Below are 16,413 nucleotides of genomic sequence, written 5' to 3'. Positions count from 1 at the left end.
GCTTCCTGAACAACAGAAGCAATTTTGAATTTCCTTACCTGACAGGTGAAATCCCATGCCAAAGTTCAAACATATTCGTCTGCTCTCGCCCGTCTATAGTGACATTTCCTATCGGCTGGAGGACGTGAAAGATCTGGAACGCGACGACCTGAAGATCTCGCAAACAGGAATTCCCACCGGAGTTCCATCCGTGGAATGCGATTTCGATGAGGCGCTTTGCTCCCCTTATATCGTTGGCCGCGCCATTGAGGCCGAGCGAGAAGGCGTCGATGCCGTCATCGTCGACTGCATGAGCGATCCGGGCCTGGCCGCCGCGCGCGAGTCGGTCAGCATTCCCGTTTTCGGTCCGCGTGAGACATGCATGCATCTTGCCGCCATGCTCGGTCATAGCTTCAGCTTTATCGGCATTCAAAGCCGCACCCGTCCGCGCATGGAACGCCATGCCAAAGCCAATGGTCTGCGGCAGCATCTCGCCTCTGTGCGTGGCGTCGATCTGTCCGTGACCGACCTTCTCCACGATGACGGCAAAAAACTGCATGAAAGAATTATCGAAGAATCATTCAAGGCCGTCACGGAAGACGGGGCCGCTGTCATCCTCATCGGCTGCACCGCCTTCTTCGGTTGCGAAAAAATCGTCGGCAAAGCCCTGCTCGAAATGGGATATGACATTCCAGTCATCAATCCCATCCGCACCACCGTCTCTTATGCAGCGAGCATGCTCGACCTCGGGCTCAGTCACAGCCGCAAAACATATCCATTCCCGCCCGAGAAAAAACGGGTTGGCTATGATATTCCCGGCGTCGTGAACGAAACCGTCTGAGCATAGGCTCAGCACTTACAAATGCGCGGCCTTGAAGGTATCACATGATGCAGGATCGGTATTTTCAAAGCCGCGTTCGAACCAGCGGACCCGTTGTGCGGATGTTCCATGAGTGAAGCTTTCCGGAACCACCACACCCCGCGCCTGTTTCTGCAAGCGATCGTCGCCGATTGCCGTGGCCGCCGCGATCGCTTGCTGAAACTCTCCCGGCTCCAGAATGCCCTTTGCGGCATCGGTGCGCTTGGCCCATAGTCCGGCATAGCAATCCGCCTGCAGCTCAAGCCGCACCGACAGGGCATTGGCCGCAGCCTCGCTGCCCGCACGCTGGCGCGCCGCCTGAACTTTCTGTGATATCCCAAGCAGGTCCTGCACATGATGCCCGACCTCATGGGCAATAACATAGGCCTCGGCAAATTCTCCCGGTGCCGCAAACCGGTCGCGCAGCTCCTGAAAGAACGACAGATCAAGATAAATCTTCTGATCGGCCGGGCAATAAAACGGCCCGGTCGCCGCCTGACCGGTGCCGCAAGCGGTCTCGGTCACATCATTATACAGCACCAGTTTCGGGTCCTGATACTGCCGCCCATTTTCCTTGAAAATCGTTTGCCAGGTGTCTTCGGTCTCAGCCAGAATCTTGCTGGTGAACTGGGCTGCGGCATCATCGGCAGGCGGCGCCGAAGCCAGACCCGAAACCGACGGACTGCCGCCCCCCACAAGCCCCAGAATGACCTGCGGATCAACCCCGAAGAAATAAGCAGCCACCAGAGCGATCACAATCGTGCCGACCCCGAATCCGCGCCCTCCACCGGGCATTTTCATGCCGCGACGGTCTTCCACATTGTCACTTCCACGGGAATTTCCGAGGCGCATCTCAATTTCCCTCTGGTCGCATATCGCAAAACCGGCGAGCCTGGCCCGAGCCGCCCGAAACCCCAGTATGCCTGCGTTCAGGCGAAATTCAACGCCCCGGCCAGCACCTAGCCTCGCCACCAGCGCCATATCGCGGCTGGTGTCGTCAGACAAACAAATTGAAATACTTGGAAAATTGGTGAGCCCAGATGGATTCGAACCATCGACCCTCTGATTAAAAGTCAGATGCTCTACCGACTGAGCTATGGGCTCCCACATGTGGGGTGCGGCGGAAAATAGGGGCTAAGGGGGCGTCGGTCAACCCGTAATCGTAACTCTTTTTTTCTTTAGAGCGGCGGGATGTCGCCCTCGGCCCTGAGCGCGTGAAACTCGGCCACATGAGCCGCCAGACGCCCCGCGGCAATTGCCGCACGAAGTCCCGCCATGAGGTCCTGATAATAGGTAAGATTATGTTCCGTCACGAGCATCGAGGCAAGAATCTCGTCCGAGCGCACCAGATGCGTCAGATAAGCCCGACTGTAACTGCGGCAAGCCGAACAACGGCAGGCTTCATCCAGCGGCCGGGGATCGTCAAGATGCCGGGCATTGCGCAGATTGACCGTGCCGCGCCGGGTGAAGGCCTGGGCATTGCGGCCCGAACGCGTCGGCAACACGCAATCGAACATGTCAATGCCGCGTGTCACCGCGCCGACGATATCCTCGGGCTTGCCGACGCCCATCAGGTAGCGCGGCTTGTCCCCGGGCAAATGCGGCACGGTATGGTCGAGGACGGTGAACATCATCTCCTGCCCCTCGCCGACCGCAAGCCCGCCGACGGCATAGCCCTCGAACCCGATGTCCTGCAACGCCGCCGCTGATTCTCCGCGCAGATCCTCAAAGGTGCTGCCCTGCACGATGCCAAACAGCGCCGAGCCCGCCTCGCGCCCCGCCAGGCCATCAAAAGCATCGCGTGAGCGCCGGGCCCAGCGCATGGACAGCCGCATGGACTGCGCCGCCGTCTTGTGATCGGCCGGATAGGGCGTACATTCGTCAAAGGACATGACAATGTCCGAACCGAGCAGCCGCTGGATCTCCATACTGCGCTCAGGCGTCAGATTATGGCGCGAGCCATCGATATGGGACTGGAACTTAACCCCGTCCTCGGTGATTTTCCGGAGCTTGGCCAGCGACATAACCTGAAACCCGCCGGAATCGGTCAGGATCGGCCGGGGCCAGTTCATGAAGTGATGCAACCCGCCAAGCCGCGCCACCCGCTCAGCCCCCGGCCGCAGCATCAGGTGATAGGTGTTGCCAAGCAGGATATCCGCCCCGGTCTCGCGCACGCTCTCGGGCTTCATGGCCTTGACGGTGGCCGCAGTCCCCACGGGCATGAAGGCAGGCGTGCGGATTTCCCCGCGCGTGGTGGTGATGACGCCGGTACGAGCCGCGCCATCGCGGGCCGTCACGGACAAGTTAAATGCAGGTTTGTTACTCATGGCGCCCGATATAGCAAACTGCCGTCGCCATAGGAATAAAAACGATAGCCCGTGCTGATGGCATGCTCATAAGCCGCCCGCATGACATCCAACCCGGCAAAGGCAGACACCAGCATAAAGAGCGTCGACCGCGGCAGATGAAAATTGGTCACCAGCAGATCCACGGCCTGGAACCGATAGCCAGGAGTGATGAAAATATCCGTCTCCCCAGCCCAGGCGCGCACCGTGCCGTCCGCCCGTGCCGCCGTCTCCAGAATCCGGAGCGCCGTGGTGCCGATGGCAATTACCCGCCCGCCCTTGGCCCGGGCCTCGGCGATGGTTGCGGCGGCCTCCGCGCTCACCTCACCCCATTCCCGGTGCATCTTATGCTCGGCGGTGTCATCGACCTTGACCGGCAGGAACGTCCCCGCCCCCACATGAAGCGTCACCGCCACCTGTTTGACCCCGCGCGCGGCAATGGCTGCCAGCAGCTCCGGCGTAAAATGCAGCCCCGCCGTCGGAGCCGCCACAGCGCCCTCGCGGCTCGCGAACATGGTTTGATAATCGTCCTGATCCTGCGCATCGGGCGCACGCTGAGCCGCGATATAAGGCGGAAGCGGCATCACCCCCGCCGTCTCCAGCGCCGCCCGCAAATCAGCCCCCGCCCGATTGAACCGCAACCCGACCTCGCCACCCTCGCCCTTATCGGTAACCGTGGCCTCAAGCCCGCCGTCAAACGTGATCACCACCCCAGGCGCAAGTTTCTTCCCCGGCCGGGCAAAGGCCCGCCAACAGGCATCATCAACCCGAAGATGCAGCGTCACCTCAACCTTGCCCTCGCCCTTGCGACCGGTCAGCCGCGCCGGGATCACCCGCGTATCATTGAACAGCAGCACATCGCCGGGCTGAAGATACTCCGGCAGATCGCGCATGATCCGGTCGTCCAGCGTCTCCCCCCGCACCACCAGACAGCGCGCCGAATCCCGCGGACTCGCCGGACGCAACGCAATCCGCTCCTTTGGCAAGTCAAAATCAAAAAGATCAACGCGCATGGGGTAATAAAACTTCTGTTATGTCAGGTAGGGTTGAAGAGCAGCAGGAGGCTGGGGAGCCCCTCTTTAATGTGTCATTGCTTTAATATGTCATTGCCGGGCTTGACCCGGCAATCCATGGTTCAACCGACGAGGCGCTGGCCAGATGGACTGCCGGGTCAAGCCCGGCAATGACAGTAAATTAGTCTAATAATGACGCGCAATTATTATTGAGGCGCCGCCCCAGTCTCAGGCGTCTCAGCCCCCGCAACCGTCACCCCCGGCACATCCGCCGCAACCTTCAGGCTCAGGATCTTGTCGGGATGGCCTGTGGCGACAAACAGCGTGCCTTCGCCGCGTTTGATCTTGTCCACGGCTTCCATGCCGGACACCACGCGACCGACCACCGTATATTTATGATCAAGGGCGAAATTCGGGCGGAAACAGATGAAAAACTGGCTGTCGGCGCTATTCACGTCGTCCGCACGAGCCATCGACATGACTCCACGCAGATGCATGCGATCGTTGAACTCGGCCTTCAGACTCTGCCCCGAACCACCCGAGCCATCGCCCTTCGGATCTCCGGTCTGGGCCATGAAGCCTTCGATCACCCGATGGAAGGTGAGCCCGTTATAAAACCCCTTACGGGCCAGTTCCTTGACCCGGGCCACGCTGTTCGGCGCGTCTTGGGGATAAAGCTCAATCAGGACGATGCCGTCCTTCAGCTCCAGCACCAGAATATTTTCAGCATCCATTCCGGACGGAATGACCAGCGTCCCCGCAGCCTGAGCGGGTGGGATACTGACAGCCTGCGAACCGATCAACGCCGTCAAAGCCGCCGATACCCAACCCAAAAACCGCTTCATCACTGTATTCCTTTTCAAGATACTCACAGGGCATCATGCTTAGCAGAGGTTCGCCCCCCTGCAAAGTCTGGCCATAGCCACGCAGCACGTATTTATAGCTTGCCGGACACTGTACAGTGTCAACACAAGTCATACCCTCACAGGATAAGAAGCGGCCCTAGCTCTGGCCCCGCCGCTCAGCAACCCGCGCCTCGACCGCGTCGGCAATTCTCGGCGGCACGAAGCTGCGGATATTGCCGTCGAAGGCCGCAATTTCCTTCACCAGGCGGGAGGCGATGGATTGCAACTCCGCCTCGGCCATCAGGAACACGGTTTCGATCTCGGGGTTGAGATGGCGATTCATGCCGGCCATCTGGAATTCATATTCAAAGTCCGACACTGCCCGCAGGCCGCGGATGATGAAATTCGCGCCCACTTGTTCGGCGAAATGCATGAGCAGGGTCTCGAACGGCTGCACCTCGATGATAACGCCCGAAGCCTTGGCGATATCCGCCGTCTCCTCAAGCGCCATGCGGCTCCGTTCCTCAAGCGTGAACAGCGGGTCCTTGGACGGGTTGGTCGCCACCCCAAGCACCAGACGGTCCACAAGCTTGACCGCCCGCTTGATGATATCGACATGCCCGCGTGTGAGGGGATCGAATGTCCCCGGGTAAAGCCCCACACGCTCTTTAACCATCGTTCGCCCCCGCGCTCAAACTATCCGGCTCAGTCTTCGCTGCCCTGGTCTCCGGAGATGTCATCCCCGGCAACAGCTTCAGCTTCTGCAACATCTTCTTCGATGCCGTCGTCATCCTCGGCATCAGCCAGATGCGCGATCGACACCACATGTTCATTGTCATCGACACGGAACAGGGTAACGCCCTGCGTCTGACGACCGGCAATGCGAATATCATGAACCGGCACGCGAATCAAACGGCCCTGATCGGTGACCATCATGATCTGGTCCTGATCGGTGACCGGGAACGCCCCGACCACCGGACCATTGCGTTCCGACGTCTCGATATTGATGATGCCCTGCCCGCCACGGCCGGTGATGCGATATTCATAGGCCGAGGTGCGCTTGCCATAGCCATTGACGGTGATCGACAGCAGGATCTGCTCGGCTTCGAACAGTTCATTGAACCGTTCGACCGTCATGCCCTCCGGTGTCTCGGCCACAGCCTCCCCACGGCGTTTCGCCGCCGAGAATTTGAGGAAGATGTCTTTTTCTTCCGTGGTCGGCTGAATATGCCGCAGGATCGACATGCTGACAACCTCGTCGCCTTCCGGCAGGCTCATGCCACGCACGCCGTCCGACGCACGCCCGACAAAGCGCCGCACGTCAGTAGCCCGGAAGCGGATCGATTTACCGCCCTTGGCCGCCAACAGCACGTCATCGTCTTCCGCGTTGCAGACCCCGACCGATATCAGCTTGTCGCCCTCATCAAGCTTCATGGCGATCTTGCCGTTGGACATCACATTGGTGAAATCCGACAGCGAGTTGCGGCGCACATTGCCCGACTTGGTGGCGAACATGGCGTCAAGCTCGGCCCAGCTCGCCTCATCCTCAGGCAAGGGCAGAATAGCCGTCACCGTCTCGCCCTGTTCAAGCGGCAGCATGTTGATGAGCGCCTTGCCGCGCGATTGCGGATTGCCCAAAGGCAGCTTCCACACCTTAAGCTTGTAAACCTTGCCGACGCTTGTAAAGAACAGCACCGGCGTATGGGTCGAGGCGACGAACAGATCGCTCAGGAAATCCTCGTCCTTCGTGGCCATGCCCGAACGGCCCTTGCCGCCCCGGCGCTGAGCCCGGTAAGCCGACAGCGGCACGCGTTTGATGTAGCCGGTATGGGTCACCGTCACCACCATGTCTTCGCGCTGGATCAGTTCTTCGTCATCGAATTCACCAAGCGCATCGACAATCTCGGTGCGGCGCGGCGTGGCGAAGGAGGTGCGGATTTCCGTGAATTCCTGCTTCATCACTTCAAACAGACGGATGCGGCTCACCAGAATTTCCAGGAACTCCCCGATCTGGACCGCCAGATCCTTCAATTCCTTGCCGATATCGTCGCGACCCAAAGCCGTCAAACGATGCAGGCGCAGATCGAGGATGGCTTTGACCTGCACGTCCGACAGCTTGTATTTGCCGTCTTTATATTCCCCGCGCGGATCGCTGATCAGCGTGATGTAATGCTCGATCTCCTGCGCATCCCATTCACGCGCCATCAGGCGTTCGCGCGCCGTGGCGGCATCCGGCGCATTGCGGATGATCGACACCACTTCGTCGATATGGGTGACGGCAATCACCAGCCCCACCAACACATGGGCGCGGTCGCGGGCTTTGGCCAGACGGAACTTGGTGCGGCGGGTGATGACCTCTTCACGGAATTTGATGAAGGCGACAATGATATCGCGCAACGTCAGCATTTCCGGGCGGCCGCCATTCAAGGCCAGCACGTTCGCGCCAAAGCTTGTTTGCAGGGACGTATGACGGAACAGCTGGTTCAGCACCACATCCGGCACCGCGTCACGTTTCAGCTCGACCACCACACGGACGCCGTCACGGTCGGACTCGTCCCGGAGATCGGAAATGCCTTCGATTTTCTTATGACGCACGCATTCGGCGATCTTTTCGATCATCGAGGATTTATTGACCTGATAAGGCACCTCGGTGATGACGATAGCGCTGCGGTCCTTGCGTACTTCTTCGATGAAGGTGCGCCCGCGCATCAGGATCGAGCCGCGCCCGGTCATAGCCGCCGACCGCGCCCCTGCCCGCCCGAGAATAAGACCCCCGGTCGGGAAATCCGGCGCCGGAACGATCTCGATCAGTTCCTCGATGGTGATTTCCGGATTGTCCATATAGGCGATGCAGGCATCAAGCACTTCGCCAAGATTATGCGGCGGCACATTGGTCGCCATGCCGACGGCGATCCCGCCCGCACCGTTCACGAGAAGGTTCGGGAACCGGGCTGGCAACACTTCCGGCTCATGCTCGGATTCGTCATAGTTCGGGCGGAAATCGACGGTATCTTCGTCAATATCGCTCAAAAGCCCGGTGGAGGACTTGGCCAACCGGCTTTCAGTGTAACGCATGGCGGCGGCTTTATCGCCATCCATGGAGCCGAAATTGCCCTGCCCGTCGATGAGCGGCAAGCGCATGGAGAAATCCTGCGCGAGACGCACCAGGGCATCATAAATCGCGCTGTCACCATGGGGATGGTATTTACCCATCACTTCGCCGACGATACGGGCGGACTTGCGATAGGGCTTCGAATGCTCGTAACCGCTCTCATACATCGCATAGAGAATACGGCGATGCACAGGTTTCAGACCGTCGCGAACGTCTGGCAAGGCGCGAGAGACGATTACGCTCATGGCATAATCGAGATAGGAGCGTTTCATCTCCTCCTCGATGGTAATCGGCTCAATATTATTGTCGCGAGGTTCGAGAACGCCCGTGTCGGTCAACGAAACAACCCTTTCAGAGGAGCAGCCGAACGGTCAGAAACAATCCCGCAAACCATCAAGATCTAGAGGTGCCGCATCCCGCACGACTACGAAATATAGTCGTCAATGAGCTGCCACAATAGCAAGTCCCGGGCATCGGCGCAACAACCCTGCGACACGAATATTTTCATTATATATCAATGGATTAAAATGCCATTCCAAGGCACCCCGGCCGCATCCCCCCACAGCCGCCCCATCCGGCCCCGCCAAAGCGGAAATAACCGCAAGGCTCCCCGGGCAAAACTGCGCCGGTCGCCCTGGATCACCTTCCCTCAAACATCCTCAAGCACATCCTTAACCTTTTCCGCCAGCTGCTTGAGACTGAACGGCTTTGGCAAAAAGCTAAACTCCGCGCCTTTCCCCAGATTCTTGCGGAAGGCATCCTCGGCATAGCCCGAGATGAAGATGATCTTCATGCCATAGCGCCGCTCCCGGATATTTTGCACCAGCGTCGGCCCGTCCATATTCGGCATGACCACGTCCGAGATCAGCAGATTGATGCTGTCACCGTGCTTTTCCACGAGAGCGAGCGCCTGCTCCCCCGAATCCGCCTCAAGCACGTTATAACCCTTGTTCTTGAGTGCCCGGCTGGCGAACAGCCGCACGGCGTCCTCGTCCTCGACCAGCAGGATATTGCCCTTGCCGGTGAGATCCTTCGGCCGCTCGACCAGGGTCACGACCTCGCGCTGCTCGACCTCGCCCGCATATTTCGGCAGATAGATCCGGAAAATCGCCCCCTGACCGGGGCTGCTGTCCGGGAAAATGAACCCGCCGGTCTGTTTGACGATGCCATATACGGTCGACAGACCAAGCCCGGTGCCCTTGCCGACCTCCTTGGTCGAAAAAAACGGTTCAAAAATCTTGCCGAGATTTTCCTTGGCAATACCGGTGCCGGTATCCGACACCTCGATCATCACATAAGCGCCCATGGGCATCATGGGATGCCCAAGCGTCCGCGAATCCTCGGACGAGATGTCGCTTGTGCGAATGGCCAGCGTGCCGCCCGTAGGCATGGCGTCGCGGGCATTGACGGCCAGATTGATGATCACCTGCTCAAGCTGGCCTTGATCAACCTTGACCGGCCCGAGATTGCGGCCATGGATCATCTTGAGCTCGATGGTCTCGCCGATCAGCCTCCGCAGCAGGTTCGAGATTTCCGCCAGCACATCGGTGATGATCAGCACCTTGGGCCGCAAGGTCTGCTGGCGCGAAAAGGCCAGCAGCTGACGCACCAGATTGGCCGCCCGGTTCGCGTTCTGCTTGACCTGCATGATATCGGCGAACGACTGGTCGCCCGGCCCGTGCCGCACCAGCAACAGATCGCAAAACCCCGTGATGGCCGTCAGGAGATTATTGAAATCATGGGCGATCCCGCCCGCAAGCTGGCCCACCGCCTGCATTTTCTGCGACTGGGCAAACTGCATCTCAAGGTTTTTCTGATCGGTGGTGTCGATGACATACAGCACCGCCCGTTCATCAAGGCCGGCCCCGCTTTCCAGCCGATGGACATAAAGCTGCGCCTGTTTCTCGCCCGAGCCCATGAAGCGCACTTCGACCGGTGCCGGCACGCCACCCTTTTCAATGGCCTCGCGAATGCGGGCCAGCACGTCCGGCAGATCGACCGCAACGATAATTTCACTCAGCAGCTGCCCGCCAGCCCCGCCCCCGGCGGAAAAGATATTCTGAAACAGATTGTTCGAAGCATAGACCTGTCCGGTCAGATCGACGGTGGCGATCCCAAGCGGCGCATCGGCGAAATAGCGGCGGAACCGTGCCGCCTCGCCCGCCTCGTCCCCGACCCCAAGCCGCTCGCTCTGCTCGGCGGGATTGCGCAGCACCAGCACCCCCGCCCGGCTCGGCAACTCGGTCAGGCACACCGTATCGGCATAGGCCACCTCAAGGTTCACAAGCGCGCCATGTCGCCCTTTGAAGGCCAGTGTCCGCCCGGCCAGGACGGCAAGCCCGTCGATGCCCGTCACCGGCTCATCCAGAAGGCTGCTCAGGGGTTCTCCAGCCAGACTGGCGGGCGACGCCACCCCAAGCCAGCGCGAAAGCGTCACATTGATCGCCCGCACCCGCAACTGATCGTCAAACGACAGCGCCCCGCTGCCAACCGCATCAAGAATATGCCCGGCCACCTCGCGCGCTTCCCGGGCACCGTCGCGCACCGCCGCCGCATTGGTGACATCGACCACCTGCCAGACAATGGTGCCGCCCACCCCCCCGGTGTCGCTGGCTGAAAAGCGCAGCCAACGGGTGCCGCAATGGGCGAGCGTGAGCCGCACCGCCTCCTGTCCCTGCCCACCCGTTTTCGCCAGTTCAAGCAGCCGCGCGATGGCCGCCATCCCCGAAGCATTGCCCTCCACAAGTTCAATCGGCGAGGGTGCGACACCGCGCTTGATGCCGGTCATGTCGCGATAGGCCGGATTGGCATAGGTCACAACACCTGCCGCGTCGGTGATGACCCGGCCATTCATCGTCATATCAAGTGCAGTAAACAACAGCGTGGCATCGCCGGAATTGACGCTTCCGACACTTTCACGCAGCAGAGTGACAATGGCGAACAAGGCGCAAGCCAGCGCGATCCCGGCGAGAACGCCGCCCGCAAGCCATTCCGACGCGGCCAGGGTCAGATACCAGGCGCCGCCAGCCGAAGTCACCGCGATCATAAGCCCCACGCCGACGAACAATCCCCGCCGCAAGGCGGTGCCTTCCCCGGCCAGGCCCCGCCGGGACGGTGCTTTCATGTTCGGAACCGCGGTCGCTTCGTCACGCATGACAGCACATATCCTCCCTCAATCTTATCTGTAACCTAGCCTATAGCGCCCATGCCGTCACCTGGCGCGTACCTGCGGCGGCTATTTTTGCCGAAGCTTCATAACAAAACCGATGACCTCGGCCACCGCGCGGTAATGATCCTGCGGAATTTCCTGATCGACCTCTACTGACGCAAACAGGGCGCGGGCCAAGGGCGCGTTCTCGACGATCGGCACTTTATGCTCCTTGGCGATTTCGCGGATCTTCAAGGCGATCAGATCCGCCCCCTTCGCCACCACCATCGGCGCGCCGCCCCCGCCATGCTCGTATTTGAGCGCCACGGCATAATGGGTCGGGTTGGTGATCACCACGCTCGCGCCGGGCACCGCCTGCATCATACGCTTGCGCGACCGCTCCATGCGGATCTGCCGCAGCCGGCCTTTCACATGGGGATCGCCATCGCTCTGCTTGTACTCGTCCTTCATTTCCTGCTTGGACATGCGCAGCTTTTTCCGATGCGACATGTACTGATAGAAATAATCGGCGATGGCCAGCACGAACATGATCGAAATAACCGCCGTCAAAAGCTTGATCGTCAGCTTTTTGACATAGGGCAAGATATCCTCAAGCGACTGAGTCATGGACTGATCGAGCCGGCTCGCCTCCGGCATCACGAGCGCGGTGACCACCGACCCGATGATGATCAGCTTGGCGATGGTCTTCAGAATCTCAACCACATTCTGCATGCCGAAGATGCGCTTGAACCCGGCAATGGGCGAGATCTTCGACAGGCTCATCTTAAGCTTTTCAGCGCTGATCACCGGCCGATGCTGAATAAGCGACCCGACGATCGAGCCCGCCATCAAAATCCCGAACGGCAGCAACATCGTCGACGCCAGCAACAGAAGGATCCATTTATACAGCCCCATGAGATTGCCGGGATCGACCGACAGCTGATCCGCCGTATCGAAAAAGCTGACAAAGGCACCGCGCAGCCTGAGCGCGATATCCCCCGAACTGATATTGATGGCGAGCGCCATCGCCATCAGCATGAACCAATGAGTCACCTCGCGGCTGGAGACGACATTGCCGCGCTTCATCGCCTCGTCGAGTTTTTTGTCTGACGGCTCTTCTGTTTTTTGTGAATCGTCTTGATCGTCCGCCATCCCGCGCCCCTATTTGAGCAGCAGGGCAAGCCTGCCCTCGAAATGCTGCAGAAACCACAGCATGGAGCCGGAAATGCTCATAAACAGGATCGAAAACCCAAGCATCAGGTTAAGTGGCATGGCGATGAAGAAAATCTGCAATTGCGGCATCAGCCGCGCCACCAGACCAAGCGAGATATTGAACACCAGCCCGAACAGAATGAACGGGATCGACATCTCGATCCCAAGCTTGAAGGCTTCCGACACCGTCGTGATGGCAAGCTTGGCAAGATCCGCGGACGGCGGCATCGCGCCCGAGGGCATGAGATCATAGCTGTCACGCAGCACGGCGATCAGCATATGATGCATGTCGGTGACAAAAATCAACAACACCCCAAGCAGCGTCAGGAAGGTCCCGAGAATGGCCCCCTGCGACCCTTGCGACGGATCGAAGGCCATGGCCGCGCCAAGTCCGGTGAAAGTCGACATGACCACCCCGGCCACATGGAGCGCGCTGATCATCAGCCTGATGGCCCCGGCCACCGCAAGCCCGATGACGATTTCCCCGAACAGCAGCAGGAACAGCATGAAAACTTGCTGCGGCATCGCCGGCAGTTTTGTCCGCACCAGCGGCAGGATCACCAGGGACAAGGTCAGCGCCAACGCCAGCCGTATCTGCGCCGGGATGCTGGTTTCACCGAACGCCGGCATGATCATGACCATGGAGCCGATGCGCGCGAACACCAGCAGAAACGCGAACAGCTCGGCACTGGTGAATTGCGCCAGATTCGGCATCAGGACCCCGTGGCGATACGATCGGCGATGCGTTCCATGAAATGTCCAAGCGTCTCGCCCATGAACGGCAGCATCAGTATGAACGACAGAAAAATGGCGATGATCTTCGGCACGAAGGTCAGCGTCTGTTCCTGAATCTGCGTCAGCGCCTGAATAAGCGAAATAGCCACGCCGACAGTCAGGGCCACCAGCATGCTCGGCAGCGCCACAAGCAAAAACACGAGAATCCCATCCCGTGCAACGTCCAACACGTCCGCTCCCGTCATCTGCCCGAGGCCCCTTGCTTCATCCCGTTATGGTTAACGACCGCCGCCGTAAAAAAAGCGCAAGCCCCCAAGGACCCGCGCCCCCCTGTCAGATCGGCATACGGACAATTTCCTGATAGGCTTGAATAACCTTGTCGCGCACCGCGACCACGGTGTCGAGCACCATTTCCGCGTTGGACACCGCGCTCACCACATCGGTCAGATCCATCTGCCGGTTGAGCCCGGCCACAGCGGCCTTTTCACTGACTTTGGTCACCTGCGACACATCGGTCACAACCGATTTCAGCATGTCGCCGAATCCGTTGCCGCCGGACAGCGCCTCCCGGGCCGACATGCCGTTGCCGCCGCTTACCGCCGAAGCGCCCTTGCCCAGAGCCTGGGAATAGGCGTTCGAAGCATCCATGGCCCGCAATACACTCATGACTCAAAGTCCCTTTAAATAATCAGCGCAACAGTTCGATGGTGCGGGAGATCATCGCCCGCGACGTCTCGACCGCATTGATATTCGCTTCATAGGAGCGCTGCGCCTGTTTCATGTCCATGACTTCCATCAGGCTGTTGACGTTCGGCGTCTGCACATAGCCGTCGCCGTCCGCCGCCGGATGGCCCGGCTGATAGCGCTTGCCGAAGTCGCTTTTATCGACCCCGACATTGGTCACCTTGACCTCGTGGATGCCGTCCTTGCGATTGAGCACATCGGCGAAGGACACTACTTTACGGCGATAGGGATCGGTGCCGGCCGTATTCGGCAGCGAATCCGAGTTCGCGAGATTTTCGGAAATGACCCGCATGCGCACGCTTTGCGCCTTCATGCCGGACGCCGAGATCATCATTGCCTTCGAGAGATCCATAAGCCGTCTTTTCCGTTAATTGCCGCGACCGAGCGCCACCCGCAACATGCCGGCGTGCTTGCGATAAAGATTGGTGACCAGTTCATGGGTCATGCGGGTATCGGCAAGCTTGGTCATTTCCTCCTCAAGCCCGACGCCATTACCGTTCCGTTGAGTTTCAAGCGACTTCACGTGATAAACCTCGCCACCACGAACTTCACTTGGCGGGCTCTGATGGTTCGGATGGGTTCTCGCCACCTTGGCCGCGCTTGTGGACGTGCGCACCAGCACATCCGAGAAATGAAGGTCCTTCAGATCCTTCGGGGTATAGTCCGACGTGTTGGCATTGGCCACATTCTCGGACAGCATTTTCTGACGGCGTTCGAGCCAGGACATTTTGCCCTGCAACGCTGAAAACAGCTTGAGCCCCTGAAAGTCCATCTGCCGCACCTGATCCGATCCGGGCGGTTTGCCTCGGCGTTTCCCGAATACAAACCCCAATTTGGATAAAATTTTACGGGTTGATTGTCCGCCGATCCCGTTAACAAAAGGTAAAGGCCGTTCGCGCCCCTAAAAAGCGCGCTTTCCTTAAAGAGTTTTTAACCATAGACAGTGACAATTGAAGCGAGATTAGGGGCGGAGCGGGGCTGTGGCGTCAAAAGACCCGAAAGACGACATGAAAGATGCGCGACCCATAGCGGTTGCGCTCAAGGCCGACGGTTGGTCCCGTCACAGCACCGGCCTCGTCCCAAAGATCACCGCCATCGGCCATGGCAAGAACGCGGAACAGATCCTGTCGCTCGCCTTCGCCAATGACGTAAAGGTGAGAAAGGACGCCGATCTCGCCAGCATCCTCGCCAGCATGGACATCGAAAGCCCGGTCCCGCTCGAAGCCCTATCGGCGGTGAGCGAGATCCTAAGCTATCTCTATCACCTCGACCGCACCACCGTCGACGCGGCGCTCGCATCCGATGTTTCCCCCAATATTTCCCCAGATATTAGCTGAGCCGCAGAAAGCCAAGCCCCCAGATGGACAGTGTCAATTACTTCCGCTTTGTTGCAGCGCTTGTGTTCGTTCTGGCGCTCCTCGGCGCCTGCGCCTGGGCGGCCCGCCGGTTCGGCTTCCTACCGCAGGTGACGCCGCGCAAAGGGGCCAAAAAACGCCTGGAAATTCTCGAAATCATGGCCCTCGACGCGCGCCGCCGTTTTGTCCTCATCCGCCGCGACGATGTGGAACATCTGGTGCTGGTCGGCGACGGCGAAACCGTTATCGAGCGCGCCATCACGCCCGCATCCAAACCCGCGCCGGAGACCAAGCCATGAGCCGCACCCGTATCCTGTCCCTGATCGCGGCCGCTTTGTTCCTACTCCCCCTGCCCGCACTCGCGCAGGAGGTGGTGGTCAACATGGGCGAAGGCGGCAGCTTCAGCGGCCGCGTCGTTCAATTGCTGATGATGATCACGGTTCTAAGCCTCGCGCCGTCGATCCTGATCGTCATGACCTCCTTCACCCGCATCATTATCGTGCTGTCCCTGCTCAGAAGCGCCATCGGCACCCAGCAGACGCCGCCGAACGTGGTGTTGATCAGCCTGGCCCTGTTCCTCACCGGCTTCATCATGCAACCAACGCTGGAGGTGGCCTGGAAAACCGGCATCGCCCCGCTCATGGCCGAACAGATCGACGAATCCAAAGCCATCGACAATGTCTCGGTCCCATTTCACGCCTTCATGAGCAAACAGGTGCGGGAAAAAGACCTCAAGCTGTTTTTCGAACTGTCGAACACCAAGCCGCCGCAGAAAATCACCGAAACGCCCATGACCGTCTTGATCCCGGCCTTCATGATCAGCGAACTCCGCCGCGCCTTTGAAATCGGCTTCCTGCTGTTCGTGCCGTTCCTGATCATCGACCTCGTGGTCGCCTCGATCCTCATGGCCATGGGCATGATGATGCTGCCCCCGGTGATGATCTCGCTACCGTTCAAGCTGATTTTCTTCGTCCTGGTGGACGGCTGGGCCCTGGTAGCCGGCAGCCTGGTCAAAAGCTTCCGCGTCTAACCCACACAAACTCCGTCATCCAGAGCGAAGCGAAGG

At 59.5% G+C, this 16,413-nt stretch carries 17 protein-coding genes and 1 tRNA gene; 4 read left to right on the top strand and 14 right to left on the bottom strand.

Annotated elements, in window-relative coordinates:
* The first annotated feature begins 55 nt into the window (after positions 1 to 55).
* Positions 56 to 820 carry an aspartate/glutamate racemase family protein gene (locus tag NYP16_RS04620; protein WP_274942938.1) on the top strand — a complete coding sequence of 255 codons (765 nt, stop codon included), beginning with the start codon at positions 56 to 58 and terminating at the stop codon, positions 818 to 820.
* A gap of 15 nt (positions 821 to 835) precedes the next feature.
* Here NYP16_RS04620 and ypfJ read toward each other — a convergent pair whose 3' ends face one another.
* The 14 genes from ypfJ to NYP16_RS04550 form a co-directional block, all read right to left on the bottom strand.
* Positions 836 to 1,690: a KPN_02809 family neutral zinc metallopeptidase gene (gene ypfJ / locus NYP16_RS04615; RefSeq protein ID WP_274942937.1), complete on the bottom strand. Its 855-nt coding sequence runs from the start codon at positions 1,688 to 1,690 to the stop codon at positions 836 to 838.
* 176 nt (positions 1,691 to 1,866) lie between these two features.
* A tRNA-Lys gene (locus NYP16_RS04610) sits at positions 1,867 to 1,942 on the bottom strand.
* Positions 1,943 to 2,016: 74 nt separating this feature from the next.
* On the bottom strand, positions 2,017 to 3,165 hold the full coding sequence (gene tgt / locus NYP16_RS04605; protein WP_274942936.1) for a tRNA guanosine(34) transglycosylase Tgt: 1,149 nt from the start codon (positions 3,163 to 3,165) through the stop codon (positions 2,017 to 2,019).
* Entirely contained in the window at positions 3,162 to 4,196 is a 1,035-nt protein-coding gene (queA, locus tag NYP16_RS04600) for a tRNA preQ1(34) S-adenosylmethionine ribosyltransferase-isomerase QueA (RefSeq protein ID WP_274942935.1), read from the bottom strand. Before queA ends, tgt begins: the two co-directional genes overlap by 4 nt.
* Before the next feature lie 206 nt (positions 4,197 to 4,402).
* On the bottom strand, positions 4,403 to 4,930 hold the full coding sequence (locus NYP16_RS04595; RefSeq protein WP_429913141.1) for a peptidylprolyl isomerase: 528 nt from the start codon (positions 4,928 to 4,930) through the stop codon (positions 4,403 to 4,405).
* Positions 4,931 to 5,198: 268 nt separating this feature from the next.
* Positions 5,199 to 5,717: a pantetheine-phosphate adenylyltransferase gene (gene coaD / locus NYP16_RS04590; RefSeq protein WP_274942933.1), complete on the bottom strand. Its 519-nt coding sequence runs from the start codon at positions 5,715 to 5,717 to the stop codon at positions 5,199 to 5,201.
* A gap of 29 nt (positions 5,718 to 5,746) precedes the next feature.
* On the bottom strand, positions 5,747 to 8,425 hold the full coding sequence (gyrA, locus tag NYP16_RS04585; protein ID WP_429913140.1) for a DNA gyrase subunit A: 2,679 nt from the start codon (positions 8,423 to 8,425) through the stop codon (positions 5,747 to 5,749).
* 377 nt (positions 8,426 to 8,802) lie between these two features.
* Positions 8,803 to 11,307: a response regulator gene (locus NYP16_RS04580; protein WP_274942931.1), complete on the bottom strand. Its 2,505-nt coding sequence runs from the start codon at positions 11,305 to 11,307 to the stop codon at positions 8,803 to 8,805.
* 81 nt (positions 11,308 to 11,388) lie between these two features.
* The gene (gene flhB / locus NYP16_RS04575; protein WP_274942930.1) at positions 11,389 to 12,453 is read right to left on the bottom strand and encodes a flagellar biosynthesis protein FlhB; all 1,065 of its coding nucleotides are present in this window, start codon (positions 12,451 to 12,453) and stop codon (positions 11,389 to 11,391) included.
* A 9-nt stretch (positions 12,454 to 12,462) separates the two neighbouring features.
* Positions 12,463 to 13,227, bottom strand: a complete 765-nt coding sequence (fliR, locus tag NYP16_RS04570; RefSeq protein ID WP_274942929.1) for a flagellar biosynthetic protein FliR — start codon at positions 13,225 to 13,227, stop codon at positions 12,463 to 12,465.
* Positions 13,227 to 13,493: a flagellar biosynthesis protein FliQ gene (fliQ, locus tag NYP16_RS04565; RefSeq protein WP_274942928.1), complete on the bottom strand. Its 267-nt coding sequence runs from the start codon at positions 13,491 to 13,493 to the stop codon at positions 13,227 to 13,229. The genes fliR and fliQ overlap by 1 nt, the downstream gene beginning before the upstream one ends.
* An 88-nt stretch (positions 13,494 to 13,581) precedes the next feature.
* On the bottom strand, positions 13,582 to 13,914 hold the full coding sequence (gene fliE / locus NYP16_RS04560; protein WP_274942927.1) for a flagellar hook-basal body complex protein FliE: 333 nt from the start codon (positions 13,912 to 13,914) through the stop codon (positions 13,582 to 13,584).
* Between the two features lie 22 nt (positions 13,915 to 13,936).
* Positions 13,937 to 14,344 carry a flagellar basal body rod protein FlgC gene (gene flgC / locus NYP16_RS04555; RefSeq protein ID WP_274942926.1) on the bottom strand — a complete coding sequence of 136 codons (408 nt, stop codon included), beginning with the start codon at positions 14,342 to 14,344 and terminating at the stop codon, positions 13,937 to 13,939.
* Between the two features lie 15 nt (positions 14,345 to 14,359).
* A complete protein-coding gene (locus tag NYP16_RS04550) occupies positions 14,360 to 14,773 on the bottom strand; it encodes a hypothetical protein (RefSeq protein ID WP_274942925.1) in 414 nt (137 codons plus the stop codon).
* Positions 14,774 to 14,972: 199 nt separating this feature from the next.
* Between NYP16_RS04550 and NYP16_RS04545 the strand changes: the two genes are divergently transcribed.
* From NYP16_RS04545 to fliP, 3 genes are read left to right on the top strand one after another with little or no spacing between them, the layout of a single operon-like run.
* Entirely contained in the window at positions 14,973 to 15,329 is a 357-nt protein-coding gene (locus NYP16_RS04545) for an EscU/YscU/HrcU family type III secretion system export apparatus switch protein (RefSeq protein ID WP_274942924.1), read from the top strand.
* Positions 15,330 to 15,352: 23 nt separating this feature from the next.
* On the top strand, positions 15,353 to 15,646 hold the full coding sequence (locus NYP16_RS04540; protein ID WP_274942923.1) for a FliO/MopB family protein: 294 nt from the start codon (positions 15,353 to 15,355) through the stop codon (positions 15,644 to 15,646).
* Positions 15,643 to 16,377: a flagellar type III secretion system pore protein FliP gene (fliP, locus tag NYP16_RS04535; protein WP_274942922.1), complete on the top strand. Its 735-nt coding sequence runs from the start codon at positions 15,643 to 15,645 to the stop codon at positions 16,375 to 16,377. The genes NYP16_RS04540 and fliP overlap by 4 nt, the downstream gene beginning before the upstream one ends.
* Positions 16,378 to 16,413 lie beyond the last annotated feature (36 nt).

This window comes from Govania unica (assembly GCF_027920805.1).
Lineage (GTDB): Bacteria > Pseudomonadota > Alphaproteobacteria > Sphingomonadales > Govanellaceae > Govanella > Govanella unica.
Note: the sequence above shows the minus strand (reverse complement) of the source record. Positions and strands in the feature narration are given on the sequence as shown.